General features: G+C 60.3%; 16 protein-coding genes, 1 tRNA gene and 2 pseudogenes. 13 read left to right on the forward strand and 6 right to left on the reverse strand.

Translation table 11 applies throughout. The annotated features are described in order from the left end of the window. Nucleotides 1–2493 carry a Tc toxin subunit A gene (locus tag AC07OJ_RS17445; protein ID WP_495094868.1) on the reverse strand — a complete coding sequence of 831 codons (2493 nt, stop codon included), beginning with the start codon at nt 2491–2493 and terminating at the stop codon, nt 1–3. Nucleotides 2494–2778: 285 nt separating this feature from the next. Between AC07OJ_RS17445 and trhO the strand changes: the two genes are divergently transcribed. The 5 genes from trhO to AC07OJ_RS17470 all read left to right on the forward strand — a co-directional run bounded on the left by trhO (nt 2779) and on the right by AC07OJ_RS17470 (nt 9545). Further along, complete coding sequence (trhO, locus tag AC07OJ_RS17450; RefSeq protein WP_033900937.1) at nt 2779–3720, forward strand: oxygen-dependent tRNA uridine(34) hydroxylase TrhO; 942 nt, start codon at nt 2779–2781, stop codon at nt 3718–3720. A 36-nt stretch (nt 3721–3756) separates the two neighbouring features. Next, the gene (locus AC07OJ_RS17455; RefSeq protein ID WP_177343946.1) at nt 3757–4359 is read left to right on the forward strand and encodes a DsbA family protein; all 603 of its coding nucleotides are present in this window, start codon (nt 3757–3759) and stop codon (nt 4357–4359) included. Further along, nucleotides 4352–6166, forward strand: a complete 1815-nt coding sequence (locus tag AC07OJ_RS17460; protein WP_065904319.1) for an ABC transporter ATP-binding protein — start codon at nt 4352–4354, stop codon at nt 6164–6166. Before AC07OJ_RS17455 ends, AC07OJ_RS17460 begins: the two co-directional genes overlap by 8 nt. A gap of 71 nt (nt 6167–6237) precedes the next feature. Next, entirely contained in the window at nt 6238–8700 is a 2463-nt protein-coding gene (locus AC07OJ_RS17465) for an EAL domain-containing protein (protein WP_106803084.1), read from the forward strand. A 77-nt stretch (nt 8701–8777) separates the two neighbouring features. Further along, nucleotides 8778–9545, forward strand: a complete 768-nt coding sequence (locus AC07OJ_RS17470) for an iron-containing redox enzyme family protein (RefSeq protein ID WP_207200669.1) — start codon at nt 8778–8780, stop codon at nt 9543–9545. A gap of 20 nt (nt 9546–9565) precedes the next feature. Here the strand turns inward: AC07OJ_RS17470 and AC07OJ_RS17475 are convergent, their stop codons facing one another. The 4 genes from AC07OJ_RS17475 to AC07OJ_RS17490 form a co-directional block, all read right to left on the reverse strand. After that, entirely contained in the window at nt 9566–10492 is a 927-nt protein-coding gene (locus AC07OJ_RS17475; protein ID WP_065904326.1) for a GGDEF domain-containing protein, read from the reverse strand. A 326-nt stretch (nt 10493–10818) separates the two neighbouring features. Next, nucleotides 10819–12093, reverse strand: a complete 1275-nt coding sequence (locus AC07OJ_RS17480) for an MFS transporter (RefSeq protein WP_315418494.1) — start codon at nt 12091–12093, stop codon at nt 10819–10821. 55 nt (nt 12094–12148) lie between these two features. Next, nucleotides 12149–13303, reverse strand: coding sequence for an acyl-CoA dehydrogenase family protein (locus AC07OJ_RS17485; protein ID WP_065904329.1), 1155 nt, complete (start codon nt 13301–13303; stop codon nt 12149–12151). Between the two features lie 69 nt (nt 13304–13372). Further along, the gene (locus AC07OJ_RS17490) at nt 13373–14242 is read right to left on the reverse strand and encodes an IclR family transcriptional regulator (RefSeq protein ID WP_065904331.1); all 870 of its coding nucleotides are present in this window, start codon (nt 14240–14242) and stop codon (nt 13373–13375) included. Between the two features lie 250 nt (nt 14243–14492). Between AC07OJ_RS17490 and AC07OJ_RS17495 the strand changes: the two genes are divergently transcribed. The 3 genes from AC07OJ_RS17495 to AC07OJ_RS17505 are packed head-to-tail and all read left to right on the forward strand — an operon-like array spanning nt 14493 to nt 18069. Continuing rightward, a complete protein-coding gene (locus AC07OJ_RS17495) occupies nt 14493–15278 on the forward strand; it encodes an enoyl-CoA hydratase (protein WP_106803087.1) in 786 nt (261 codons plus the stop codon). A gap of 2 nt (nt 15279–15280) precedes the next feature. Further along, entirely contained in the window at nt 15281–16810 is a 1530-nt protein-coding gene (locus AC07OJ_RS17500) for a 3-hydroxyacyl-CoA dehydrogenase (RefSeq protein WP_495094869.1), read from the forward strand. Nucleotides 16811–16836: 26 nt separating this feature from the next. After that, nucleotides 16837–18069 (forward strand): CaiB/BaiF CoA transferase family protein, encoded by a 1233-nt coding sequence (locus tag AC07OJ_RS17505; RefSeq protein WP_106803089.1) that lies wholly within the window; start codon nt 16837–16839, stop codon nt 18067–18069. Here the strand turns inward: AC07OJ_RS17505 and lldD are convergent. Continuing rightward, nucleotides 18066–19196: an FMN-dependent L-lactate dehydrogenase LldD gene (lldD, locus tag AC07OJ_RS17510; protein ID WP_120449275.1), complete on the reverse strand. Its 1131-nt coding sequence runs from the start codon at nt 19194–19196 to the stop codon at nt 18066–18068. The genes AC07OJ_RS17505 and lldD overlap by 4 nt on opposite strands. A gap of 101 nt (nt 19197–19297) precedes the next feature. On the opposite strand from lldD, the gene AC07OJ_RS17515 reads away from it, so the two are divergent. The 5 genes and pseudogenes from AC07OJ_RS17515 (at nt 19298) to AC07OJ_RS17535 (ending at nt 25228) form a co-directional block, all read left to right on the forward strand. Next, nucleotides 19298–20194, forward strand: a complete 897-nt coding sequence (locus AC07OJ_RS17515; protein ID WP_213553875.1) for a LysR family transcriptional regulator — start codon at nt 19298–19300, stop codon at nt 20192–20194. A gap of 60 nt (nt 20195–20254) precedes the next feature. Then, nucleotides 20255–20330 (forward strand) — tRNA-Asn (locus AC07OJ_RS17520). Between the two features lie 123 nt (nt 20331–20453). Beyond that, nucleotides 20454–20677: pseudogene (locus AC07OJ_RS17525) on the forward strand (ParA family protein); the annotation flags it as partial. A 453-nt stretch (nt 20678–21130) separates the two neighbouring features. Further along, on the forward strand, nt 21131–22762 hold the full coding sequence (locus AC07OJ_RS17530; protein WP_495094870.1) for a hypothetical protein: 1632 nt from the start codon (nt 21131–21133) through the stop codon (nt 22760–22762). 744 nt (nt 22763–23506) lie between these two features. Then, nucleotides 23507–25228, forward strand: a pseudogene (locus tag AC07OJ_RS17535) (ShlB/FhaC/HecB family hemolysin secretion/activation protein). Nucleotides 25229–25254 lie beyond the last annotated feature (26 nt).

A 25254-nucleotide genomic window follows, 5' to 3' on the forward strand; every position in this document is an offset into this window, starting at 1 on the left:
TTATTGACGTGCGGCGACGACGGCTTCACCCACGGACTGCCAACTGCTGAAGTCGCTTTGGATATCCAGTTCGCTGGTGTCGAGCAGGGTCTGGCTGGAGAGTCTGGTGAGGGTGCAGGCTTGCCGGCAGCGCATGATCCAATCCAGTTGGTCCATGGACCTGACCATGCCTGAGGGCAAGGTCGCCGTGAGCACGCGCAGCTCGCGTTCGTCCCAGCCCAACCATTGACTCAGCTGGGCGTTGGGGTTTTGCGGCCCGTTGTTGTTGGCACCCTGGAAAAACGCCAGGAGGCTGTCCTGTGCCAGGCCATACGTATCGCAGCAGTCTCTGAAACGCTGTAATAGATAAAGCGTGCCCAGGTTCAGCCCGACCAGCGCCCCTTTTGTCATCTCGCTGTCCAGCCAATGAGGGTTGAGCAGCAATTGACGTAGCGACGTGCCGTTAACTGGCAAGGACAACAATGTGGTGATGTCTGGAACCAGCAGGATCAGGTGTATCGGTGCCGGCTCAGGCTCAGGCAAGGGCACAAAATGTTGGCCGTAGTAGAGTTTCAGCTCATTGCTGTAGACGGCCGGCTCCGGGCTTTCCAGGAACTGTTGGATGCATGAGTGCGGCCCTTGTCTCAGCAGGTCGACCCCGCGTTGCAGTGCCGGGCTGTCAGTAATGGGTTCCAGCAGCAATTGCTGGCGCAGCTGCGTCACGCTGGTACCGCAGGCCTTGAGCCACGTGACGGCCCAGTCCATTTGCATCAGCACATCGAGAAAATCCATCGGAGCGGCTTTCTTGATGCGTAATGTGGGGGTGACCAGCGACGCCCAGGTCGACGGGCCGAGCACGTCAGCCAGTTGTTTGCAGTGCAGGACAGAAAGGCCGAAGACTTGAGCGATCCGCGCTTGCCGATAGATCGCGGAGTACGTGGCAAGGTTTCGGGCGACAGGGGCCGGGGTGGCCTCGATGAGCAATTGCAGTGAATCCGGTGTGTCCCTCAACGTCAGCGCGGCGCAGAGTTGCTGGCGGGTGTGTGAATCGAAGGCCTGGTCGTCCAGCGGCAGGGGTTGCGAGGACACCGCTGTGCGGTTGAACACTTGATCGAACAGCGGCTGCTCATTGGCGCTGGCCTGAACGGGCAAACGATGCAGCCACGCGGAAAACTCCAACGGCTTAAGGGCGTAGTGCCGACTCAGGTAGCGGTAGACGCCTTGTGCGCGCAGGGTATTGGGGCTGATGCGCAGGCTCGAGTTGGCTGTGCCCTCACACTCCATGGCGCTGACGATCAAAGTGTCCAGCTCGGCGAAAGGCAGATTGACCCACTGTTGCAGGCGGATCATCCGTTGCATGCGATCAAACCGGTCGTGCGAGGTATTCAGCAGTTGCGCGGTTTGCCTGCTGGTGGAGATGCCCTCCACAGTCATGGGTGGGTCACCAGTACCGTTGACGTAGCGCGCCCCAAAGGTCGGCAGTGTCTGGCCCTTGGTCGAGAGAGAGGCGTGGGGAGCGAAACTGTTTTGCGCCAACAGTGCCTGCAATTGGAGGCTGTTCAACGCCGTACTTTTCAAGAAGACGTCGAGGTTTTCCAGTGGGATTGCCATCTGGGTCGGCGGTTTCCGAGGCCGGCCGTAGTAGATTTCATACAAAGTGTCTTCCGGAACGAGCGATTGCGCCAAGAGCTTTTGCTGCTCCGGACTCAGTTCACCCAGCAGCCGCTGGGTATTGGCATTGGGCTTTGTGACCGTGGCATAGCGTGCGCTGCTGGCGTCGTCAAACGGCAAGCGTTTGCTGATTCGATAATTCAACTCACCCAGGGAGTACCGGGTTCCCGAGAGTGCCAGCTGGCACTGGCGATGATGATGGTGGTAAGGCAACGCCATGGGGTAGCGCGCCCTGCTGAGTTGTTGATGCAGGTCCTTATCCGGATGGTGGAGCTGGATCTGCACGTGCAACATCTCATCAATGAGTGTCAGCAGGGGGCGTTGAGAATAGGTTGTGTCGTGGTCGATCAATAAGCGTCCCAGGTCCGGACGCCGTTGGCTCAACAGGATTTTTTTTTTACTGGTTGCCGCGCCTTTTTTTTCCAGTTGAGTTGCAAAAAGAAACAGCGTGCGCAGGTAGGCAACCGGTGAGTCGATAGCGGCGATGGCCTCCGGGTGACAGACATTCCCCCAGTCCTCGTTGAGCGGGCTGGGCGCCTTTGAACCCAGGTCGCGCTTGCTGTGAGACGGGGCAGGGCGCGGATTTAATGATTGTTGGTCGTGCAGCCATTGCAACTGGGTGGCGTAGGACAGCGCATTTTCATAGGCCTGGGCGCCATCGTCATCAGTGTATTGAGCCAATTGACGGATGAATTCGGCCTTGGGCTGGTCGACAATGTCGAAGACGCTGGCGAGGTTGAGTCTATTCAAGGCGGTACTCAAATCGACCCTCCCTGCGCCAGGAGTGACGGGGTGTTCCACCAGTTGCGCCAGTAGCGGACTGCTTGGATTTGAGGTGTCCATATCAATCGATCTTCCAATAAAACTGTCCAAAGGCGGGTCCCATGGGCGACGCAAGACGCTATCACGCAGGTGGTCTGGGTCGAGGTCAGCCAATGCCGTGAGGGCGTCAAGGAAATATCGGTGATTGAGTGTCGATGCAGTCGCATCGGGGTTTTGCTAGAATCCGCAACGCGCCGCCCAGTCGGCGCGTTTTTTTTGCGTTTACTGGCAGCTTGCGGTTAAAAGCCCGTAGCTGCCGACATCCGGTTCACCCCTTACGAGGGTAGCCACCTGGAGAGAACACCCATGACTCAACCGATTGTCGTGGCGGCACTGTATAAGTTCGTCACCCTGGAAGATTACGTCGCCCTGCGCGAGCCATTGCTGCAGGCAATGGTCGACAACGGCATCAAAGGCACCTTGCTGATCGCCGAAGAAGGCATCAACGGCACCGTTTCCGGCAGCCGCGAAGGCATTGACGGGCTGATGGCGTGGCTGAAGAACGATCCACGCATGGTCGACATCGACCACAAGGAATCGTACTGCGACGACCAGCCGTTCTACCGCACCAAGGTCAAGCTCAAGAAAGAGATCGTGACCCTGGGTGTCGAAGGTGTCGACCCGAACAAAAAAGTCGGTACCTACGTTGATCCACAAGACTGGAACGCGCTGATCAGCGATCCGGAAGTGCTGTTGATCGACACGCGTAACGACTACGAAGTATCGATTGGCACCTTTGAAGGCGCAATCGATCCGAAAACCACCAGTTTTCGCGAATTTCCCGACTATATCAAAGCCAACTTCGACCCTGCCAAGCACAAGAAAGTCGCGATGTTCTGCACCGGCGGCATTCGTTGCGAGAAGGCCTCGAGCTATATGCTCAGCGAAGGGTTCGATGAGGTCTACCATCTCAAGGGCGGCATCCTGAAGTACCTCGAAGAGGTGCCCCAGGCAGAAACCAAATGGCAGGGCGACTGCTTTGTTTTCGACAATCGCGTGACTGTGCGCCACGACTTGAGCGAAGGCGACTACGATCAATGTCATGCCTGCCGCACACCGGTGAGCGTAGAAGACCGCGCGTCCGAGCACTATGTGGCCGGCATCAGTTGTCCACATTGCTGGGATAAGCTGCCGGAGAAGACCCGTCGCAGCGCGATCGACCGGCAAAAGCAGATCGAGCTGGCCAAGGCCCGCAACATGCCGCACCCGATTGGCTTCAACTATAAGCAAACCCCTTCCGAGGCCTGACCCATGTCCGCGCGCCTGCTCTATGTAATGGACCCGATGTGTTCCTGGTGCTGGGGCTTTGCCCCGGTGGCGCAGGCGTTGGTAGAGCAGGCCCAGGCGGCCGGGGTGGAACTGCACCTGGTGGTGGGCGGGTTGCGCACCGGCAGCGGCGCGGCGCTGGAGCCGACCACCCGGCGCTACATCCTGGAGCACTGGCAAGCCGTCACCGACGCCACCGGCCAGCCGTTCAAGCGCGAAGGTGCGTTGCCCGACGGTTTTGTCTATGACACCGAGCCGGCCTGTCGCGCCATCGTCACCGCGCGCAGCCTGGCGCCGGATTGCGCGTGGACACTGCTGGGGCTGATCCAGCGCGCGTTTTATGTCGAGGGTCGCGATGTGACCCTCGCCAGCGTGCTGGTGGAGCTGGCCGAGCAGGCCGGCATCCCGCGCATCGAGTTTGCCGGTGCGTTCGACCGTGCCGAGCAGCACGCCGCGACCGCCGCCGATTTCACCTGGGTCCAGGATTTGGGCATCGCCGGTTTCCCGACGCTGCTGGCCGAACGCAATGGCCAGCTCGCGTTGCTGACCAACGGCTACCAGCCGCTGTCGGAACTGTCGCCCTTGCTCGCCCGTTGGCTGGAGCGAGCTGCCTGTGTATGACCGGCCCGATGAGCAACCCAAACGCGTCGACCGACTGACCTGGGCGGAAATTCGCCGCCTGGCCTTGCGGCACCGTAAATCCCTGTGGATCGCCAATGGCGTTGCCGTGCTGGCGACCCTGTGCAGCGTGCCCATTCCCTTGCTGTTGCCGTTGCTGGTGGACGAAGTGTTACTGGGCCACGGCGATGCCGCGCTCAAGGTGATGAACCATGCGCTGCCCCTGGGCTGGCAGAAAGCAGCCGGTTATATCGGCCTGATGCTGCTGGTGACGCTGACGCTGCGGTGCGGCGCCCTGGTGTTCAACGTGGTGCAGGCGCGCTTGTTTGCGCGGCTGGCCAAGGACATCGTGTACCGCATCCGCGTGCGCCTGATCGAACGCCTCAAGCGCATCTCCCTGGGCGAGTACGAAAGCCTGGGCAGCGGCACGGTGACCACGCACCTGGTCACCGACCTGGACACCCTGGACAAGTTCGTCGGCGAAACCCTCAGCCGCTTCCTGGTGGCCATGCTCACGCTGGTCGGCACCTCGGCCATCCTGGTGTGGATGCATTGGCAACTGGCCTTGCTGATCCTGCTGTTCAACCCGCTGGTGATCTACGCCACGGTGCAATTGGGCAAGCGCGTCAAACACCTGAAGAAGCTCGAAAACGACAGCACTTCGCGCTTCACCCAGGCGCTGACCGAAACCCTGGACGCGATCCAGGAAGTACGCGCCGGCAACCGCCAGGGCTTCTTCCTCGGACGCCTTGGCCAGCGCGCCCAGGAAGTGCGTGACTACGCGATCAATTCGCAATGGAAAAGCGACGCGTCCAGCCGCGCCAGTGGTTTGCTGTTCCAGTTCGGTATCGACATCTTCCGGGCGGCGGCGATGCTGACGGTGCTGTTTTCCGACCTTTCCATCGGCCAGATGCTCGCGGTATTCAGCTACTTGTGGTTCATGATCGGCCCGGTGGAGCAACTGCTCAACCTGCAATACGCCTACTACGCTGCGGGCGGCGCGCTGACGCGGATCAACGAGCTGCTGGCGCGTGCCGACGAGCCGCAATATGCGGGCGGCGAAGACCCGTTCAGCGGCCGCGAAACCGTCGGCATCGAAGTCCGCGGCCTGGACTTCGGCTATGGCGATGACCTGGTGCTCAACCAGTTGAACCTTGCCATCGCTCCCGGTGAGAAGGTCGCGATTGTCGGCGCCAGCGGCGGCGGCAAAAGTACCCTGGTGCAGTTGCTGCTCGGGCTGTACACGCCGCAGGCCGGCAGTATCCGTTTCGGCGGAGCGACCCAGCAGGCCATCGGCCTGGAGACCATTCGCGAGAACGTCGCGGTGGTGCTGCAACACCCGGCGCTGTTCAACGACACCGTTCGGGCCAACCTGACCATGGGGCGTGAGCGCACGGACCAGGCCTGCTGGCAGGCGCTGGAAATTGCCCAGTTGGACGCCACCGTCAAAGCCCTGCCGCAGGGTCTGGACAGTGTGGTGGGACGCTCTGGCGTGCGCTTTTCCGGCGGGCAGCGCCAGCGCCTGGCGATCGCGCGCATGGTCCTCGCCGAGCCGAAAGTGGTGATCCTCGACGAGGCGACCTCCGCCCTCGATGCCGCCACCGAATACAACCTGCACCAGGCGCTGGCGCGGTTTCTCAGCGGCCGTACTACACTGATCATTGCTCACCGTTTGTCGGCGGTTAAGCAAGCGGATCGAGTATTAGTGTTCGACGGCGGTCATATTGCTGAGGACGGCGATCATCAGCAGTTGATTGCCGATGGCGGCCTGTACGCCAAGCTATATGGACACTTGCAGCAAGTGCGTTGATTTAGCCTAGGCTTAGCTATCGGAAGCGGATTTTCGCGTGCGTATTGGGCAGTGCATGTGTAAGGGACTTCATGAAGCAAAAGCGGACTCTCGGAACGCCTCGGCTGTTGGGCATTGTGTGGCCCTTCATCGCCGTCGTTCTGTTTCAGGCATTGTTGGGCTGCGTCAGTCTCTACGTGCTTTCAGCGGTACGCGGCTACGTGGCCGGTGAAAGCCTGTGGTCGAAGGGCCAGAAAGACGCGATCTACTACCTGACGCTCTACGCCGACAACCGTGACGAATCCACCTATCTCAAGTACCAGCAGGCGATTGCCGTGCCCCAGGGCGGGCATGAGCTGCGCATCGCCCTGGATCGGCCCACGCCCGATCTTGCTGCCGCCCGCCTGGGCATCCTCAAGGGCGGCAACCACCCCGATGACGTCTCCAGCCTGATCTGGCTGTACCTCAATTTCCGGCATTTCAGCTACCTGGAAAAAGCCATCGAGCTGTGGACGGTGGGCGATGGCTACCTGATGCAGCTCGATGACCTGGCCCGGGAGATGCACCAGGCGATCCGCCGTGACCAGGTCAACGCCAATGATGTGCGCCAATGGAAGGCGCACATCATTGCCATCAACGAAGGCGTGACACCCGCCGCCAAGGCGTTCAGCGACGCGTTGGGCGAAGGCTCGCGGATGATCCTGCGGCTGCTGCTGATCACCAACCTGACCACGGCCCTGGGCTTGATCGTGCTGGCGCTGCTGCGTACTCACAAGCTCCTGGCCCAGCGCCATGCCTTTGCCGATGCGCTGCAGGAAGAGAAGGAGCGGGCGCAGATCACCCTGGAGTCGATTGGCGATGGCGTGATCACCACCGACGTCGAAGGCAGCATCACCTACCTGAACCCGGCGGCCGAGGCGCTGACCCATTGGAACACGGCGCAGGCCCAGGGCCTGCCGCTGGCGGCGTTGTTCAACCTGCTGGATGACAATGCCCAGCCCGACGGTTTCACCTTGATCGAGCACATCGTCAAGGGCCAGCTCAGCAGCGGCAGCGAGCATTCGAAAACAATCCAGCGCCTGGACGGCAGCACCGTTTCGGTCAACCTGGTGGGCGCTCCGATCCGCAGCGCGAGCAAGGTCACGGGCGCGGTGCTGGTGCTGCACGACATGACCCAGGAGCGCCAGTACATCGCCAACCTGTCGTGGCAGGCAACCCATGACGCCCTGACCGGCCTGGCCAACCGCCGCGAGTTCGAGTTCCGCCTGGAGCAGGTGCTGCACCCGGCCGGGGGCGCGCAGAGCGGGCGGCATGCGTTGATGTTTCTCGACCTGGACCAGTTCAAGCTGGTCAACGACACCTGCGGCCATGCGGCGGGTGACGAGCTGTTGCGGCATATCTGCGCACTGTTGCAGTCGGACCTGCGCGAAGGCGACACCCTGGCCCGCCTGGGTGGCGATGAGTTCGGCATCCTGCTGGAGAACTGCCCGGCACCAGTGGCGGAGAAAATCGCCGAGAGCCTGCGGCATACCGTGCAAAGCCTGCACTTCGTGTGGAAGGGCCGGCCGTTCATGACCACCGTCAGCATCGGCCTGGTGCACATCGGGCACACGCCGACCACCCTTGAAACGTCGCTGCGGGCGGCTGACATGGCGTGCTACATGGCCAAGGAAAAAGGCCGCAACCGCGTGCAGGTGTACCACGCCGATGACTCGGAACTGTCGGTGCGCTTTGGCGAAATGGCCTGGGTGCAGCGGCTGCACATGGCGTTGGAAGAAAACCGCTTCTGCCTGTACGCCCAGGAAATCATGCCGCTGGGGCACACTGACGGCGGCAACGGGCATATAGAAATCCTGCTGCGCCTGCACGACGAGGGCGGGCGCATCATCCTGCCGGACAGCTTTATCCCGGCGGCCGAGCGCTACGGTCTGATGACCTCCCTGGACCGCTGGGTGGTCGAGAATGTCTTCAAGCTGATTGCCGCCTGCATGCATGAACGTCCGGGGCGTCCGATGGCCATGTGTGCGATCAATCTGTCAGGCATTACTATCGGTGATGATGACTTCCTCGGATTCTTGCGTGAGAAATTTCATACTTACAGTATTCCACCCAGCATGATCTGTTTTGAAATTACTGAAACCAGTGCAATTGCAAACTTGGGCAGTGCCATCCGCTTTATTAATGAACTCAAGGCCTTAGGCTGTCATTTCTCGCTGGATGACTTCTGCGCCGGAATGTCCTCATTCGCTTATCTCAAACATTTACCTGTAGACTTCCTGAAGATCGATGGAAGTTTCGTAAAGGATATGCTGGACGACCCGATTAACCGCGCGATGGTTGAAGTGATCAATCACATTGGCCACGTCATGGGTAAGCGCACAATTGCAGAGTTTGTTGAAACACCGCACATCGAACAGGCGTTGCTCGAGATCGGGGTGGATTACGCTCAGGGTTACCTGATCGAACGACCGCAGTTGTTTACCTTTGATAGTCTGCAGTGTCGACCTTCGCGGCCGCAGCCCCTGTTATTCAAGGCGCCCGGCACATTCCGCTGAAACCTTTGCTGGTCTGTACATCACACTTAAAAAGGAGCCCGACAGTGATCGACACATTCAACAGAACCGGCCCGCTTATGGAAGCCTCGAGTTACCCCGCCTGGGCGCAACAACTGATCCAGGACTGTAGCGAGAGCAAGCGGCGCGTTGTCGAACACGAACTGTACCAGCGCATGCGCGATAACACGCTCAGCGCCAAGACCCTGCGTCACTACCTGATCGGTGGCTGGCCCGTGGTGGAACAGTTTGCCTTGTACATGGCACAGAACCTCACCAAGACCAAGTTTGCCCGCCATCCTGGGGAGGATATGGCGCGACGCTGGCTGATGCGCAACATTCGCGTGGAACTGAACCACGCCGATTATTGGGTGCATTGGGCCCGTGCGCATGGCGTCAGCCTCGAAGAACTGCAGGCGCAGAACGTGCCGCCGGAGCTGCACGCGCTCAGCCATTGGTGCTGGCACACCAGCTCGGCCGATTCGCTGATCGTGGCCATCGCCGCGACCAACTACGCGATCGAGGGGGCGACCGGGGAGTGGTCGGCGGTGGTGTGTTCCACCGGTGTCTACGCGGCGGCTTTCCCCGAGGAAGACCGCAAGCGCGCGATGAAGTGGCTGAAGATGCATGCCCAGTACGATGACGCCCACCCGTGGGAAGCGCTGGAAATCATCTGCACCCTGGCCGGCATGAACCCGAGCAAAGCCTTGCAGGTTGAGCTGCGCCAGGCCGTGTGCAAGAGCTACGACTACATGTACCTGTTCCTGGAAAGCTGCATGCGCCTGGAGAAGGAAAAGCCGGCGGTGCTGGTGCGTGAGCGCCCGGCGCGGGTGGCCAGCGAAGCCTGATGTAACGGCGGTGGTGGGGGTTACCCTGCCATCGCCAGGCGGTTGCGGCCTTCGCGCTTGGCCACGTACAAGGCGTTATCGGCCCGGCGCAGCAGGCTTTCGGCAGACTCGGCGGCCAGCAATGTCGAGCAGCCGAGGCTCACCGTCAATTCGATCCGTTTACCCTCCGCCGAATAATCCTGGGCCTGTGCCGCCTGGCGCAGGCGTTCGCCGACCATTGCGGCTGCATCCCGGCCGGTGTTCGACAGCAGGATCAGAAACTCTTCCCCACCAAACCTGAAGACCATGTCGACATTGCGCAACTGGGCCTTGATCGCTCCGGCGACGGCGCGCAGGACGTTATCGCCGGCGGCGTGGCCGTAGGTGTCGTTGATGTTCTTGAAGTGGTCGATGTCCAGCATCAGCAGCGACAGCGGGTTCAGGTGACGACGTGCCATGTCGATTTCCCGTTGCAGGGTCTGGTCCATGGCAATCCGGTTGCCGGTCTCGGTCAACGGGTCACGCAGGGCGCTGCGGGTGGCGGCGCGGTAGAGCAGGGCGTTGCGCATCGGGTAGAGCAAGGTTGCCAGCAGCGACTCCAGCTGGCCGAGTTCCTCTTCCAGCAGGCGCTGGTTGCGCCGGAAAATCAGCTCGCCCAGGTGCTCGCCTTCGTGGCTCAGGCTATAGCTCATCGAATGGTGGCCGCGATGACCGAACTCCAGGCGCAGATCGCTGGCAGCGTGGCGATATTGCAGGGCGTCGAGCGGCACCAGACGCTGGATCTCGCGGAAAAACGTCGCGAGGATGCGCTCCGGTTCCAGGCTGGTCTGCAGTTGCATGCCCAGTTGCTGGCGAAGTTGCAGAAGGGTGATGGGACGGCGCGGCAGGAGGGACGGCTGACCAAAGCCCAGGCGTTGCAATTTGGCACTGTCGAAGTCAATTGCGTTGGTCTGGGTGGGTGTTTTCATAAACGATCGGCCTCTAAGCACTTGGCTGTCTTACAGGCTCGATGAGAGTGGCGAGTGCCAAGCGTCTTACTGTTCCTTCAGTTCCGTAAAACATGGGAATAGTTTAAACCGCTTTACAGTGGGTTATAACCCCTGGGCACTGCCGCACGTCTTGTCATCGCGTAACCTGCTTGAAGGAGGTTAGAGCCAGATCCATGCCAATTGGTTTTAACTAAATTAAAACCCTTATAAATCAATCGCCTTCTTTTCAGGTTAAACCGGCAAGCAAAGACTGACGCCAGTTATTTGGCAAACAAGGGCCGGCGCTGCCACCGGCCCGCTCTGCTTTACTGTTTTTGTGGATCGAACTGTTTATCGCGGATAAACAGCGCCGGGATCACCCCGCAGATAAAGTACGCGCCGCCCATCACCAGAAAGCCCACGCCGATGGAGCCGTGGGATGCCAGGAAACCAATGGCGGCTGGCGCCACGGCGGCACCGATGCGACCGATGTTGTAGGCCCCACCCACTGCCGAACCGCGAAACTTGGCTTCGAAGCTTTCAGTCATGTAGGTGGCGTTGACGCCATAGGGAATCCCGTACAGGAAGCCGAACACCACCAGCATCCACAAGATGTTCTCGGGGCTTTGGAACAGTACGATCACCGGCAGGAAGATCGCGGTGCCCAGCGCACCCACGGCAAACACCGTACGCCGACCCAGGCGGTCCGCCGCCAGGCCGGCGAGGATCTTGCCGAAGATCATCGCCGCGTAGGTGCCGACCATGTAGCTGGTCATCGACTTGAAGTTCATCCCCAGCTCGCTTTCCAGGTACGACGGCATCCAGTTGTTCACGCCGTAGTAGCCGAACTGCAGGAAGCCTGCGGTGAGGGCCCAGAGCAGGAACATGCGGCTGGCTTTTGGATCGCTGAAAATCAGTTTGAACATGCCGTCGGGCTTGCTCTTCTGCGCGAGCCGGGTGCCATCGGCTTTCTGCCGGGCGCGTTCGGCGCGGGCCGTCAGCCAGGCCTGGGGTTCCGGAACCAGGCGTTGCATCAGGACCGCGAGGATCACCGGGATGATCGCCACGTAGAACAGCCAGCGCCAGCCGTGTTCAGGCAGGATCCAGCCGGCCAGCAAGGTGGCGACGATATACCCCACCGACCAGCCCGCCTGCAGCGTGCCGAGGACGGTGGTGCGATAGCGCGTCGGCACGTATTCGGCCATCAGTGTGTTGCACGCCACGTACAGGGCGCCCAGGCCGAGGGAGGCGAAAAACCGCGTGCTCGCAAACTGCCAATAGCTGTGGGTCATGCCCAGGATGGCGGTGCCGACAGAGAACAGCACGATGCTCCACACCACGGTTTTCACCCGGCCAAAACGGTCACAGGCCCAGCCGCCGTAGATCCCGCCGATGGCCATGCCGGCCAGGGTGAAACTGCCCAGGCTGCCGGCTTCGACGCTGCTCAGGCCGAACTCGGCTTTGAGGCTGCTGAGGCTGTAGGACAGCAGCATCAGGTCGGCACCATCGATCAGCAGGCCGAGGAAGCAAAAGATGAATACGATGATCCACAGGTGGTTTTTGGCAGGCGACAACGCGCCCGCCGATGCGGCGACTTCCATAGCGATACCTTGTTTGTAGTTGTTAGGGCATTGGGTATGGGTATTGCGGTGAGTCCTAGCGCTGCGCCGCGCGAATCATGTTGCGGGCGATCACCAGTTGCTGGATTTGCGTGGTGCCTTCATACAGGCGGAACAGGCGCACATCCCGGTAAAACCGTTCGATGGCGTACTCGCTGATATAGCCGGCACCCCCATGGATCTGCACACAACGGTCGGCTACCCGCCCGCACATTTCCGTGGCGAACATCTTCGAGCACGAGGCTTCTGTACCGATGTCCTGGCCTTCGTCGCGTCTGCGCGCGGCGTCGAGCACCATGCAACGGGCGGCGTAGATCTCGGCCTTGCTGTCGGCGAGCATGGCCTGGATCAGTTGGAATTCGGCAATCGGCTGGCCGAATTGCTTGCGTTCGATGGCGTAGTTCAGCGCGTCGTTGAGCATGCGCTCTGCCGCTCCCACGCTGACGGCCGCGATGTGCAGGCGCCCCTTGTCGAGGACCTTCATCGCGGTCTTGAAGCCCACGCCTTCGACGCCGCCGATCAATTGGCTGGCCGGAACGCGCACGTTGTCGAAGATCACATCGCTGGTGTGCGCACCTTGCTGGCCCATCTTGTGGTCGCGCTTGCCCAGCGACAGCCCCGGTGTTTCACGTTCGACGATAAACGCGCTGATACCGCCCGAGCCGCGAATCGCCGTGTCAGTGCGGGCCATCACCGTGAAAATCCCGGCGTGGGGCGCGTTGGTGATAAAGCGCTTGGTGCCGTTGATCACATAGTGATCGCCGTCGCGCACCGCGGTGGTTTTCAGCGAGGCGGCATCCGAGCCCGAGTCCGGTTCGGTGAGACAGAACGAACTGAGCAGCTCGCCGCTGGCCAGCAACGGCAGGTAATGCGCCTTCTGCGCTTCGGTGCCATCGAGCAGGATGCCGATGGAGCCGATACCGTTGTTGGTGCCGAAGTAGGAGCGGAAGGCGGGGGAGGTGCGCCCCAGCTCGAAGGCGATGGTCACCTCTTCTTCCATGGTCAGCCCCAGGCCGCCGTAGGCTTCGGGAATGGTCAGGCCGAACAGGCCCATTTCCTGGAATTGGCTGACGATGTCCGCCGGGATTTCATCGGTCTCGGCGACTTCGTTTTCCCGTGGGATCAGCGCTTCGTTGACGAACTGCGCAATGGCATCCACCAGGATATGAAGTGTTTGCGGGTCTCGGATCATGTGCATTCCTCAGCGGCCCGTTCAGCGGGCCTGTTATCGTCAATCTGCCGAGGCCGCACACCGATCCTGCTAGCGGGTGGCGGCCACGATATTGTTCACCATGTGCTTGAGGCGCGGTCCGATGTCGTCTTCGAGTTTTTCCCGGGAAAGGTGAAAACTCGGTCCGCCACAGTTGAACGCCAGCAAGCCATGTTGTGGGTGCAGCAGCGGTACGGCGATGGCGTTTACATCGCGGTGCCACTCTCCGATCGACATGCAATAGCCGAAGTCGGTGTAGTCCCTGAACGCGCGCTCCAGCCCCTTGCGCAGTGTCGGCCAGTCCTCCAGATGACGCTGGCGGATATGGTCGAGCATGAACTCGCGCTCGTTTTCCGGCATCGCCGCCAGGCAGGCGCGGCCTGCCGAACTCAAGTGCAATGGCAGGCGCGTACCGACCTGGCGGCGCATCGTCATGTTCGCTTCGCCCTGGACCACGTCCAGGTAGACCATGTCCAGGCGGTCCCGGGTGGCCATGGCAACGGCCGCCTGGGCGTACTTGGCCATCGTCTCCATCAACGGGTGGGCCACGGCCCGGATCGACAGGTTCGACAGCATCGCGTAACCGAAGGCCATCACGCCCACATCCAACTGGTACCGGCCTGACTGCGGCAGGTGCTTGAGGTAACCCAAGCGGGTCAGCGTGTGGGTCATGCGGGTGATCGTCGGTTTCGGCAGCCCGGTCTTGCGCGCCAGTTCCTGGTTGCCCAGCACACTCTCGCTGGGCGTAAAGCAGCGCAGCAGTTCCAGGCCACGGGCCAGCGCAGTGACAAACTGGCGGTCCTTGTCTTCCTCCTCATCGTTGTTCATCGGATCAATCAACACATGCTCGAAAGCGTGGTTGCCAGCCGGGACTTCTGAGCTATCCGGGTCCGCGTTTTGACGGCGCATGTTAAGCCTCATTTTTTTATAAAATCAACAAAACAAAATTCTATTCCGCACAGCGAAACAAAGCAAGATGTTGAGGTTTTCCGACGCTTGCTGATAACACCTGTTTAAACAGCGGGTTAGCGGCTATTTTCAAATGGATTTGGGTTTTTGCGTTTACACCTGCAGGGTCGATACTTATGATCATGGCTAAATACGGAATGTTATTTCGCACAGCGAAACAAGTGACAGGCCGACTAACAAGAACGTTGCAGCAGGAGTGAATGTGACCAGCGCAGACCAACCCGTGGTAACCCTCGACGTCCACGACAACGGCGTGGCCGTGGTCCGTATTCATCGCCCCGAGGTCAAGAACGCCCTGAATGCCCAGGTGCGTGAAGCCCTTGCCGAGCATTTTCGGGCACTCGCCAAGCGCCGCGAGGTGCGTGCGATTGTGCTGACCGGTGGCGCGCAGTTTTTTGTCGCCGGAGCCGATATCAAAGAGTTCGCCAGCGCAGGCGCAATCGATATGTATCGACGCCACACCGAGTACCTGTGGGAAGCCATCAGCCGTTGCCCCAAGCCGGTGATTGCCGCGGTCAACGGGTTTGCCCTGGGCGGCGGTTGCGAGTTGGCGATGCATTGCGACCTGATCGTCGCCGGCGAATCGGCGCGGTTTGCCCAGCCGGAGGTCAAGCTGGGCTTGATGCCGGGGGCGGGCGGTACCCAGCGGTTGATCCGCGCAGTGGGTAAGTTCCAGGCGATGCGCATCGCGCTCACCGGGTGCATGGTCGGCGCACGAGAAGCCTTGGCGATGGGCATGCTCAGCGAAGTCGTCAGCGACGACCAGACCCTGCCTCGGGCGCTGGAGCTGGCGGCGCAGATTGCCGCACTGCCGCCCCTGGCAGTCGAGCAGATCAAGGAAGTGATGCTGGCCGGTGCCGACCTGCCGCTGGAAAGTGCGCTGGTACTGGAGCGCAAGGCCTTCCAGTTGTTGTTCGATTCAAAGGACCAGAAGGAGGGCGCTGCGGCGTTCTTCGAGAAACGCACGCCTGAATACCGGGGGGAATAAGCATGACCGACACCCTCAATACGTTGGGCCTGGTGGGCACCGGTGTGATGGGCGCGGGCATTGCGCAGATCGCCGCTCAAGCCGGTGTGGCGGTGCGCCTGTTCGATGCCCGCGACGGCGCTGCGCAAGCGGCCCGCGACAACCTCGGCGCCACGTTTGCCAAGTTGGTGGGCAAGGGCAAGATCAGCCAGGCGGCGATGGATGCGGCGTGGGCCAACGTGCAGGTGGTTGAGCTTATCGATGACCTGCAGCATTGCGATCTGGTGGTCGAAGCCATCGTCGAAAATCTCGACGCCAAGCGCGGCCTGCTGCAACAGCTGGAAGGCATTGTCAGCCCGCATTGCATCCTCGCCACCAACACGTCCTCGCTGTCCGTGACCGCCATCGCCACCGGCTGCCGCTACCCGGAACGCGTGGCGGGCCTGCACTTTTTCAACCCGGTGCCGTTGATGCGCGTCGTGGAAGTCATCGACGGGCTGGCCACGGCGCCGCACGTCGCCACCGCGCTGCTCGCATTGGTTGCACGCATGGGCCATCGCGGCGTGCGCGCCAAGGACACCCCGGGCTTCATCGTCAACCACGCCGGGCGCGCCTATGGCACTGAAGCCCTGAAGATGCTCGACGAGGGCATCGCCGCGCGGGGCGATATCGACCGCATCCTGCGTGACGGCGCCGGCTTCCGCATGGGGCCGCTGGAACTGCTCGACCTCACCGGCCTGGACGTGTCACACCCGGTGATGGAATCGATCTACACCCAGTTCTACCAGGAGCCGCGCTACCGGCCGTCACCGCTGACCCGGCAGATGCTGGTGGGCGGGCGCCTCGGGCGCAAGACCGGGCAGGGTTTCTACCGCTATGAAAACGGTCAGGTGGTGGACGCCCCGCAGCCTCAGCCCGTACCGACGGTGCGGCAACAGCCACCGGTGTGGATCGCCACCGAAAACAGCGAAGACCATGCGCGCCTCAGTGCCTTGCTGATCGGCCTCGGTGCCCAGCTGGAAAACACGCTACAACCGTCGGCAGAGGCGCTGTGCCTGCTGGCACCTTATGGGCGGGACGCGACCAGCGCGTCGGTGCACTTCGACACTGACCCGGCGCGCACCGTGTGCATCGATGTGCTGACGGACCTGTCGCGCCAGCGCACCCTGATGCAAAACCCGCTGACCTCTGCCGCCATGCGTGATGCCGCGCATGCCTTGCTCGCGGCGGATGGGGTCGGGGTGACCGTGATCGGTGACAGTGTCGGTTTTGTCGCCCAGCGCACCCTGGCGATGGTGGTCAACCTCGGCTGCGACATCGCGCAGCAACGGATCGCCACCCCCGCCGATATCGACCAGGCGGTGCAATTGGGCCTGGGCTATCCCAACGGCCCGCTGGCCTGGGGCGATGCACTTGGCCCGCAGAGAATACTGACAATTTTGCAGCGCATGAGCGAACTCACCCATGACCCGCGCTACCGCCCCAGTCCCTGGTTGCGGCGGCGGGCGTTGCTGGGGATTTCCCTACGCCATGAAGAGCCGGCAGTCGGCTGATTTCCCAACCTCACAGGATAAGAACAATGGGTGCATTGACAGGTTTGCGGGTACTGGATTTAAGCCGTGTGTTGGCCGGCCCGTGGTGTGGGCAAGTGCTGGCGGACCTCGGCGCGGAAGTGATCAAGATCGAACGGCCGCAAAGCGGTGACGACACACGTGGCTGGGGCCCGCCGTGGATGAAGACCGATACCGGCGAGTCGTCCGGGCAGGCGTCTTATTACCAGTCCACCAATCGCGGCAAATTGTCGGTGGCTATCGATCTGGCCAGCCCGGAGGGGCAAGAGTTGGTACGGGCACTGGCGGCGAGTTCCGATGTGTTGATCGAGAACTACAAGGCCGGTTCCCTGGCGCGCTACGGCCTGGATTACGCGACCCTGGCCGAGATCAATCCACGCCTGGTGTACTGCTCCATCACCGGTTTTGGCCAGACCGGCCCGCGTGCCGAAGAACCGGGCTACGACTTCATCATCCAGGGCATCGGTGGCCTGATGAGCATCACCGGCGAGCGCGACGATCTGCCGGGCGGCGGCCCGCAAAAAGTCGGCGTGGCCTTTTCCGACCTGATGACCGGCCTGTATTCCACGGTGGCGATCCAGGCCGCGCTGCTCAGCCGCGAGCGCACAGGCGTCGGCCAGCATATCGACATGGCCTTGCTCGACGTGCAGGTCGCGACCTTGGCCAACCAGAGCATGAACTACCTGGCCTCGGGCAAGGTGCCGCAGCGCTATGGCAACGCCCACGCCAATATCGTGCCTTACCAGGTGTTCCGGGCGGCCGACCGCGACTTCATCATTGCCTGTGGCAACGACAGCCAGTTCGTCGCGTTGTGCCAGAGCATCGGCTTGCCGCACCTGCCGGATGACCCGCGCTTTCGCCGCAATGCCGACCGCGTGGCCCACCGCGCCGAGATCGTCGAGTTGCTCTCGGCGCACTTTCTCGGGCGTACGGCCGATGAGTGGGTGGCGTGCATTCACGCCTCGAAGGTGCCGGTGGGGGCGATCAACTCCATCGCGCAATCGCTGGAAGAGCCGCAAGTGATCGCGCGCAACCTGATGGTGAAAATCCCCCACCCGCAGAATCCCGATTTCGCCATGGTCGGCAGCCCGATCAAGATGTCCGGGACGCCGGTGGAATATGTGCGGCCGGCGCCGATGCTGGGGCAGCACACCGACGATATCCTCGGGCAGCGGCTGGGCCTGTCGGCTGAGCAACTGGCGCACCTCAAGGCGCGCGGTATCGTCGAGCAGCAGGGCTAGACCAGGGTGGTGCGGTCGATCTGGTCGATCGAAGTGACGCCGGTCAGGGTCATGGCCACGCGCATTTCCTTGGCGAAGATATCCAGCAGGTTCTCCACCCCGTGCTGGCCATCGGCGGCCAGTGCATAGGCAGTCGCGCGGCCCAGCAGGCACGCCTTGGCGCCCAGTGCGAGCATGCGCACCACGTCCAATCCGGAACGGATGCCGGAGTCGACCAGCACCGTGAGGTCATCGCCGACCGCATCGGCAATCGGTGGCAGCGCCTTGGCGGTGGACAGCACGCCGTCGAGCTGGCGGCCACCATGGTTGGAGACCACGATGCCATCGGCGCCAAAACTCACGGCGTCCTTGGCGTCCTGCGGGTCGAGGATGCCCTTGATGATCATCGGGCCCTTCCAGAACTCGCGGATCCACTCCAGGTCTTTCCAACTGATCGACGGGTCGAAGTTGTTGGCCAGCCAGCCAATGTAGTCTTCCAGGTGCGTCGGTTTGCCGAGGTATCTGGAGATATTGCCGAGGTCGTGCGGACGTCCCATCAGGCCCACATCGAAGGCCCATTGTGGCTTGGTGACGGCCTGCAGCATGCGCCGCTGTGCCGCAAACGGACCCGACATGCCCGAATGCGCATCGCGATAGCGCGCGCCAGGTGTGGGCATGTCGACCGTGAACACCAGCGTGGTGACCCCGGCCGCCTGGGCGCGTTCCAGTGCATTGCGCATGAAGCCACGGTCCTTGAGCACATACAGCTGGAACCAGATCGCCTGCGGGCTCTGCGACGCCACTTCTTCAATCGAGCACACCGACACTGTCGACAGGCAGAAGGGAATGCCCTGCTTGGCCGCCGCTTTTGCAGCCTGCACTTCACCGCGTCGCGCGTACATGCCGGTCAGGCCGACGGGGCTGAGGATCACCGGCATCGCCAATTCCTGGCCGAACACGCTGGTTTTCAGGCTCAGGTTGTCGACATTGCGCAGGACGCGCTGGCGCAGGCTGATCTCGGCCAGGTCCGAACTGTTCGCGCGCATCGTGTGCTCGGCGTAGGCGCCGCCATCGATGTAGTCGAACAGAAAGCGCGGCAGCTTGCGTTTGGCGGCGGCGCGGTAATCGGAAGCGGACGAGATGATCATCAACAGTGTCTCCACAAGGCAAGGTGGCTTGAGGATAAGGAAATTTATGGCATGATAAAAACAACTTTTATCACTGGTATCCAGTCGCAAAGGGAATACCGATGAACCTCAGAACACTGCGCGCCTTTGTCGAAGTGGTCCGCCAGGGCGGTTTCTCCCAGGCGGCCGAGGTGGTCTCCCTGACCCAGTCCACCGTGAGCAAGGCGGTCAAGACCCTGGAGGACGAACTGGGCACGCCGCTGCTCAACCGCCTGGGCCACCGCAACGAACTCACCGCCGCCGGCGAAATCGCCTATCGCCGGGCCCTGGTGCTGCTCGCCGAACGCAACGACCTGGTGGCCGAGATCAACGACCTGCGCGGCCTCAAGCGCGGCGTACTGCGCATCGGCCTGCCACCGGTGGGCTGCGGCGTGCTGTTCGCGACCATGTTCGCCACCTACCGCAGCCGCTACCCGGACATCGACATCGAGCTCACCGAATACGGCAGCAAACGCCTGCGCGAATGCCTGGAAGCGGGGGAGGTCGATCTCGCCGCCTTGCTGCTGCCGGTGGATGAAGCGTTCGACTACCAGCCCGTGCGCAATGAACCGCTGATGGCGGTGTTGCCCATCAGCCACACGCTGGCGCGGCGCTCACGCATCGACTTTACCGACCTCGCCGATTCACCGTTCATCCTCTTCGAAGCCGGCTTCGCCCTCAACGCCAAGATCCTCGCCGCCTGCGAGCGCAAAGGCGTCACGCCGCGGGTCACCGCACGCAGCGGGCAGATCGACTTCATCGTCGACCTGGTCGCCGCCGGCCTCGGCGTCGCCTTCCTGCCGCGCATGCTGGCGCACAAACACCAACACCCCGGCATCGCCCTGATCCCCCTGGACGAACCCCACACCGACTGGCACATCGCCCTGGCCTGGCGCACCAACGCCCACCTCCCACCGGCAGCCCTGGCCTGGCTGGAACTGGCAAAGGAGCACCGGCTCGCAACCGGTCATCCGGTTTAATCACTTGAAATACCAGAGAAAGCTTGACTTCTCCTTTTCAATCAGTAACATACGGCGCATTCCGCGATAGCTCAGTTGGTAGAGCAAATGACTGTTAATCATTGGGTCCCTGGTTCGAGTCCAGGTCGTGGAGCCAGACATTGAGAAAAGCCTGCAGAGATGCAGGCTTTTTTCGTTCAGGGCGTTTTCTCCTGACAATCAGCCTATAGCTTGACCTTTATGAAGCTGTCTCTAATCCTTCGATTCAGAGGCAAGCAGTATGAAAATCGCAGCAATCGTTTCAACCAAGGGCGGACCGGGTAAAACCACGGTAGGCGCCAATCTAGGCGCGTTCTGCGCCGATGCAGGTCTTCGACCCTACTTATTGATCTTGATAACCAGCCATCGCTGTCGTCGTTCTACGCGCTATCGCATGAAGCGCTAGGCGGCACCTTTCAACTGATCGCGAATAATGAGACCCGGGGCGATTCAATTTTCCAGAAATTGATTCATCTCTGATTCAGTGTGCCGCGCTTTATGGGTGTGATGACTATGCCGCTCAGACAGACCTAATTGTTCGACTGCTAGCGCTGAAGAAAAATAGTACGGGGGGGGCGCCTTGACGTTCTGTAAGTTCCCAAACGTATAAAAAGGACGTCGCCAGTTTCGACGTGGAGTGATGAGGGGGCACTGAGTAATCTGCAGGTGTCACCCAAGGAGCGCGCTCAATCACGCTGCGCCTCCATTACTCAGGAGTAACACCATGTCGAACAAACCGTCGAATCAGCAACCATCCAACCACCAGCGCGTTCAGAACAATCACCGTTCTGACTCGTTAAACACGAACCGAGGTACCAATGGTTCGAACACCACCAACTCCCTTGTGCACGGAAACCGAGGTAAGCAAATGAACCCTAATCAGCAGTAAGCCACGCGGGCACTTCGGGGAAACACATCATGGAAAGAGTGTACACATCACCCACTCTAGGCGACGTGGTTAAGTATGCGGTTGCGGCGTCTGGCGTGATGCCCCGAAAGGCCCATGATCGTCTCGACGAAACCGAGTTCGATCAGAGCATGGCGAAGACTTACCAAAAGCGAATGCAGCGCCTGGCGAAGGAGGACTGCCATTTGCAGAGCACATTTGAGGATATCGCGAAGCTCCTTACAAGCACGCTAGGGCGGTATGTCCGATGTGGGTTCCGAGCGGAGCAAATCCGCGAATTACTCAATGACCTGCACGAGTCGTACGTGTCCCTGATTAAACAGATGGGTACGTACATGACCAAGGCCGACACCACACGCTATTTTCTAACGAGCTATGCCATTGAAATAGCGGTGCGCTCTGCGGCTCGTACCTGGATCGTGATGCAAGGGTATATCTATGCCGTTCCTCAGCCTCTGGAGCCGTGTTGGTACCTGCCCTCAAACGTTGATGGGGATATGACAACACCCCTTGCTAAGGTAATGGCTTGGGCCTATGCGGCATGTGGCTGTCGCCTTTCCACGTTCCATGATCCCGCAGGGACGCAGGACGAAATAGGTCGATATGAGCGCAACGAGAGGGCTGCCCGGAACTGGAAAGCGGGCAAGCATTTACCTTCCCTTCCTGCGCTGGTGAAAAACTTGGAGGACTCTTTCAATGCGCAAGCATTGATTGGAAATCCAGTTGAGCAACGGCTCCAAGACGGTATTGTTACCTGCGCTGTAATTGCACGAATCACCACCTTCATTACGCAGGATGTTCAAAAGGTCTTTGGCAGGGAGTTTCTGAAGGAGACCTTGAGCCAGACACGGCTTTACGCTGGATGGATGGCGGTAGAGATCAAGGAATACCTTGCCAATCTAGATCAACACCTTATTGAACATGCTTCAGAAATTGAGCCACCCGACGAGAGTGGGAAAAAGTTTGGACTAGAGAGCCAGGCTTCAATCCGCATGAAGAAGAGAGTCAGTCTAGGTATCAAAATGGCACCTCACTTTTGGGGGGGCTTTGAAGCTAAATGCCAGACTGCAAGCGACCTTATGATGGAACACACAGACCATGATGGGCATGTGCCCGATAATGTTACTTTGTGGTTGGAGAAGCGCTACGGCGCCTATGCAGCGCGGATCCGCGCAGACGTTATTTCTCGCTGGAGATTAGACAAGCCCGCTGATCTTGACACGTATGTGCAGCGAGGCATGGTGATGAGGAACCTCCAAAATTTAACCTTGGAGGACGTAAATTCTTTCCACGAAGAGTTGAGCTGCGCCTCCATAGCAGGGCGTTTGCCATGGCTTGTGGAATGGCTTAAGGGGATCGTTTTCTACAGGTCAGCCGATTACGCCGCTTCCTCTATTTACTACACCCAAGCATTCAAGTTGGCTAAGTATTCAGCTGGGGATCTGCAGTACCCACTGGTGAATCAATATCTGGAGGTAATGGCAAAAACCAATCGGTGGCTGGACTTCAAGCAAGGGGCGCTGTGGGCTAGCTATCTCGACTTACCTGTGAGGTGGTTACGGGATAGAGAGCCCACTGACGCAAACATTCGTAAAGCATTCAACGTCTTGGGGCTATCACAGATGCAATACACGCGGATGTGATTCGCTTGCCGCTAAGGAAGATCTGGATATTGAGGTTCTACAAGCTCATTGATAATGGCGTTCAATGTTCCAGTCGTTTTGAAGGACCAGACCTTCATGTCAGTGATGCATACACTGATAAACCGTCCACGACTCCGAGTGATGCGTCGCTCGGAGCAAAATCACATTCCGTGAATGCCTCTTTGATCGCATCGATCACGTAGGGCGCTCGGGAAATGCCCCCAATCAAGAACAGCACTGGGGAATAGTCTTGGGTTACATCCGTACCTCTCCAAGAAGCTCTTGAAATGAACGCATGAGGCGTTCTGCTCCGAGTGCTAAGTCGGCTTTCGGCATACGATCGCTACCGATTTGATGAAGCAACCCAAGAGCAACCTTCACATCTTCTAGGACCTGTTGGGGTACCGAAGTATCGCCACGACCCTGAAATATGTTCATGTGGATGTTGAGCAGGTGAGGCATGCACTGGAGGCAATGCGGTAGCGGGCGATTTACTGTCTGGATTGAGAACCTAGCTTGAGAAGAGCCTGCAGCCATGCAGGTTTTTTGATTGGCCTAGCGATTAGAGTGCTTGGCTATATTTACAGAGCTCGTCTCAATTTCCTCCATGTACGGCTGAGCGGCGGTCCCAATTTTCCATGTATCGTCCAGAAAACAAATTTGTACATTTAATTGACGCCACTATAACGCCACCATATGATCGCCGCTCATTGATGGCACTTGGCTATATAGAGGGATCTACACATGTGGCGTTGCAGGCGTCGGACCAGGCTCAGCCTGCTGTCCGTTTTTTTATGCCTGGGCTTAGCCGGGACGGCCCAAGGCGCAACCCCGCAGAACACGCCAGGCGTTACCGACCTGATCCGCGATCGTCAGGATCGCCTGCTCGAAGAGCAGCAACGCCGCCTCGAAGAACTCAAAGACCTGCCCGGCAAAACCGCCGCGCCAGCTAATCCATCAGCACCTGCCGACACCCGCTGCTTCCCCATCAACACCATTGAACTCACCGGTACCGACGCCCTCTCCGAAGGCGAGCGCAACAGCTTGCTCAAGCCGTACATTGGCCAGTGCCTGGGCGTACCTCAGCTGAATGATCTGCTCAAGGTCATCACCGACCACTACCTCGCCAAAGGCCTCGTCACCAGTCGTGCCTACCTGCCGCAACAAAGCCTCGCCAGCGGCAACCTCAAGGTGCAAGTGGTGGAAGGCCGTCTGGAAGGCATGAAGGGCGCGGAGGGCAGCGGCATCACCGACCGCCAACTCGCCATGAGCTTCCCAGGCAAACCGGGTGACCTGCTTAACCTGCGCGAAATCGAGCAAATGGTGGATCAACTGAACCGTCTGCCCTCGAACCAGGCCCAGATGGAGTTGGCGCCCGGCAAAGAAGTGGGCGGCAGCGAAGTGCTGGTCAAAAACACCCCGCAGAAACCCTGGCGCGTCGGCCTGTCGCGCCACAACGGCGGCCAGCGCGCCACTGGCGAGCAGCAGTGGGGCGCCAGCCTGGATTGGGATAATCCACTCGGTCTCGCCGATCAATTGTCGCTGCGTGGCGGCCACGATGCGGTCAGTGACCACCAGAAAACCTCGCGTAACTCGATGCTCAACTACAGCCTGCCGTTCGGTTGGTGGAACCTCAATTACAGCTACAGCGAAACCGAATACCGCTCACTGGCCCAAGCCAGCGGCTTCAACTTCAAGCAATCGGGCGATAGCCAGAACCATCAGTTACGCCTGGAACGGGTTATTCACCGTGACGCCCTGAGCAAAACCTCCCTCAACACCGGCGTGGCCTACCTGCGCACCAACAACTTCATCGAAGACAGCAAGCTCGCTCTAAGCAGCAACCGCCTCAGCGAAGCCCAGTTCGGCATCAACCATGGTCGACGTATTGGCGGTTCGTTCCTCAACATCGACCTGGGCATGCAGGACGGCATCGGCGCGTTCGACGCCCAGGCCAATCACTACCCGCGCCCGGGCCAGCCGGATGCACGCTACCGCAAATACACCGCGACGCTCAGCTACCTGTACCCGTTCAAACTGTGGGGCGAGTCGTTTAGTTTCAGCAGCCTGATGACCGGCCAGCGCAGCGAAGACGTGCTCTTCAGCCCACAACGCATGAGCCTGGGCGGGCAGTCATCGATTCGTGGCTACAAGGACCAGACCCTCAGCGGCGACAGCGGCGGTTAATGGCGCAACGACCTGCGCTGGAGCCGCCCGGTGACCTGGGCCTGGCTGCAGCCGGTGTTCAGCGAATACGGCACCAGCCTCGGCTACGACCAGGGCGTGATCAGCCACGGCCGTTACAACGCCGAGCAGCATGGGCGCATGAGCAGCAACTCGGTCGACCTGTTTGCCCGCGGCCAGAACGTCGCCGCCACGGTGACCTTTGCACATTCTTTGGAAAGACCGGGGCCGATCACTGAGCGTGAAGCGCCGATCTATTTCCGCCTGGATTTCTTCCTTTAAATTTTTACCGCCCTTCGGGCATCGAG

Source organism: Pseudomonas sp. GW821-FHT09C08, from assembly GCF_059418125.1.

Coding starts and splice junctions, on each gene's coding strand:
- AC07OJ_RS17445 (WP_495094868.1), bottom strand. CDS start 2,493: ATGGACACCTCAAATCCAAGCAGTCCGCTACTGGCGCAACTGGTGGAA.
- trhO (WP_033900937.1), top strand. CDS start 2,779: ATGACTCAACCGATTGTCGTGGCGGCACTGTATAAGTTCGTCACCCTG.
- AC07OJ_RS17455 (WP_177343946.1), top strand. CDS start 3,757: ATGTGTTCCTGGTGCTGGGGCTTTGCCCCGGTGGCGCAGGCGTTGGTA.
- AC07OJ_RS17465 (WP_106803084.1), top strand. CDS start 6,238: ATGAAGCAAAAGCGGACTCTCGGAACGCCTCGGCTGTTGGGCATTGTG.
- AC07OJ_RS17470 (WP_207200669.1), top strand. CDS start 8,778: ATGGAAGCCTCGAGTTACCCCGCCTGGGCGCAACAACTGATCCAGGAC.
- AC07OJ_RS17475 (WP_065904326.1), bottom strand. CDS start 10,492: ATGAAAACACCCACCCAGACCAACGCAATTGACTTCGACAGTGCCAAA.
- AC07OJ_RS17480 (WP_315418494.1), bottom strand. CDS start 12,093: ATGGAAGTCGCCGCATCGGCGGGCGCGTTGTCGCCTGCCAAAAACCAC.
- AC07OJ_RS17485 (WP_065904329.1), bottom strand. CDS start 13,303: ATGATCCGAGACCCGCAAACACTTCATATCCTGGTGGATGCCATTGCG.
- AC07OJ_RS17490 (WP_065904331.1), bottom strand. CDS start 14,242: ATGAGGCTTAACATGCGCCGTCAAAACGCGGACCCGGATAGCTCAGAA.
- AC07OJ_RS17500 (WP_495094869.1), top strand. CDS start 15,281: ATGACCGACACCCTCAATACGTTGGGCCTGGTGGGCACCGGTGTGATG.
- AC07OJ_RS17505 (WP_106803089.1), top strand. CDS start 16,837: ATGGGTGCATTGACAGGTTTGCGGGTACTGGATTTAAGCCGTGTGTTG.
- lldD (WP_120449275.1), bottom strand. CDS start 19,196: ATGATCATCTCGTCCGCTTCCGATTACCGCGCCGCCGCCAAACGCAAG.
- AC07OJ_RS17515 (WP_213553875.1), top strand. CDS start 19,298: ATGAACCTCAGAACACTGCGCGCCTTTGTCGAAGTGGTCCGCCAGGGC.
- AC07OJ_RS17530 (WP_495094870.1), top strand. CDS start 21,131: ATGGAAAGAGTGTACACATCACCCACTCTAGGCGACGTGGTTAAGTAT.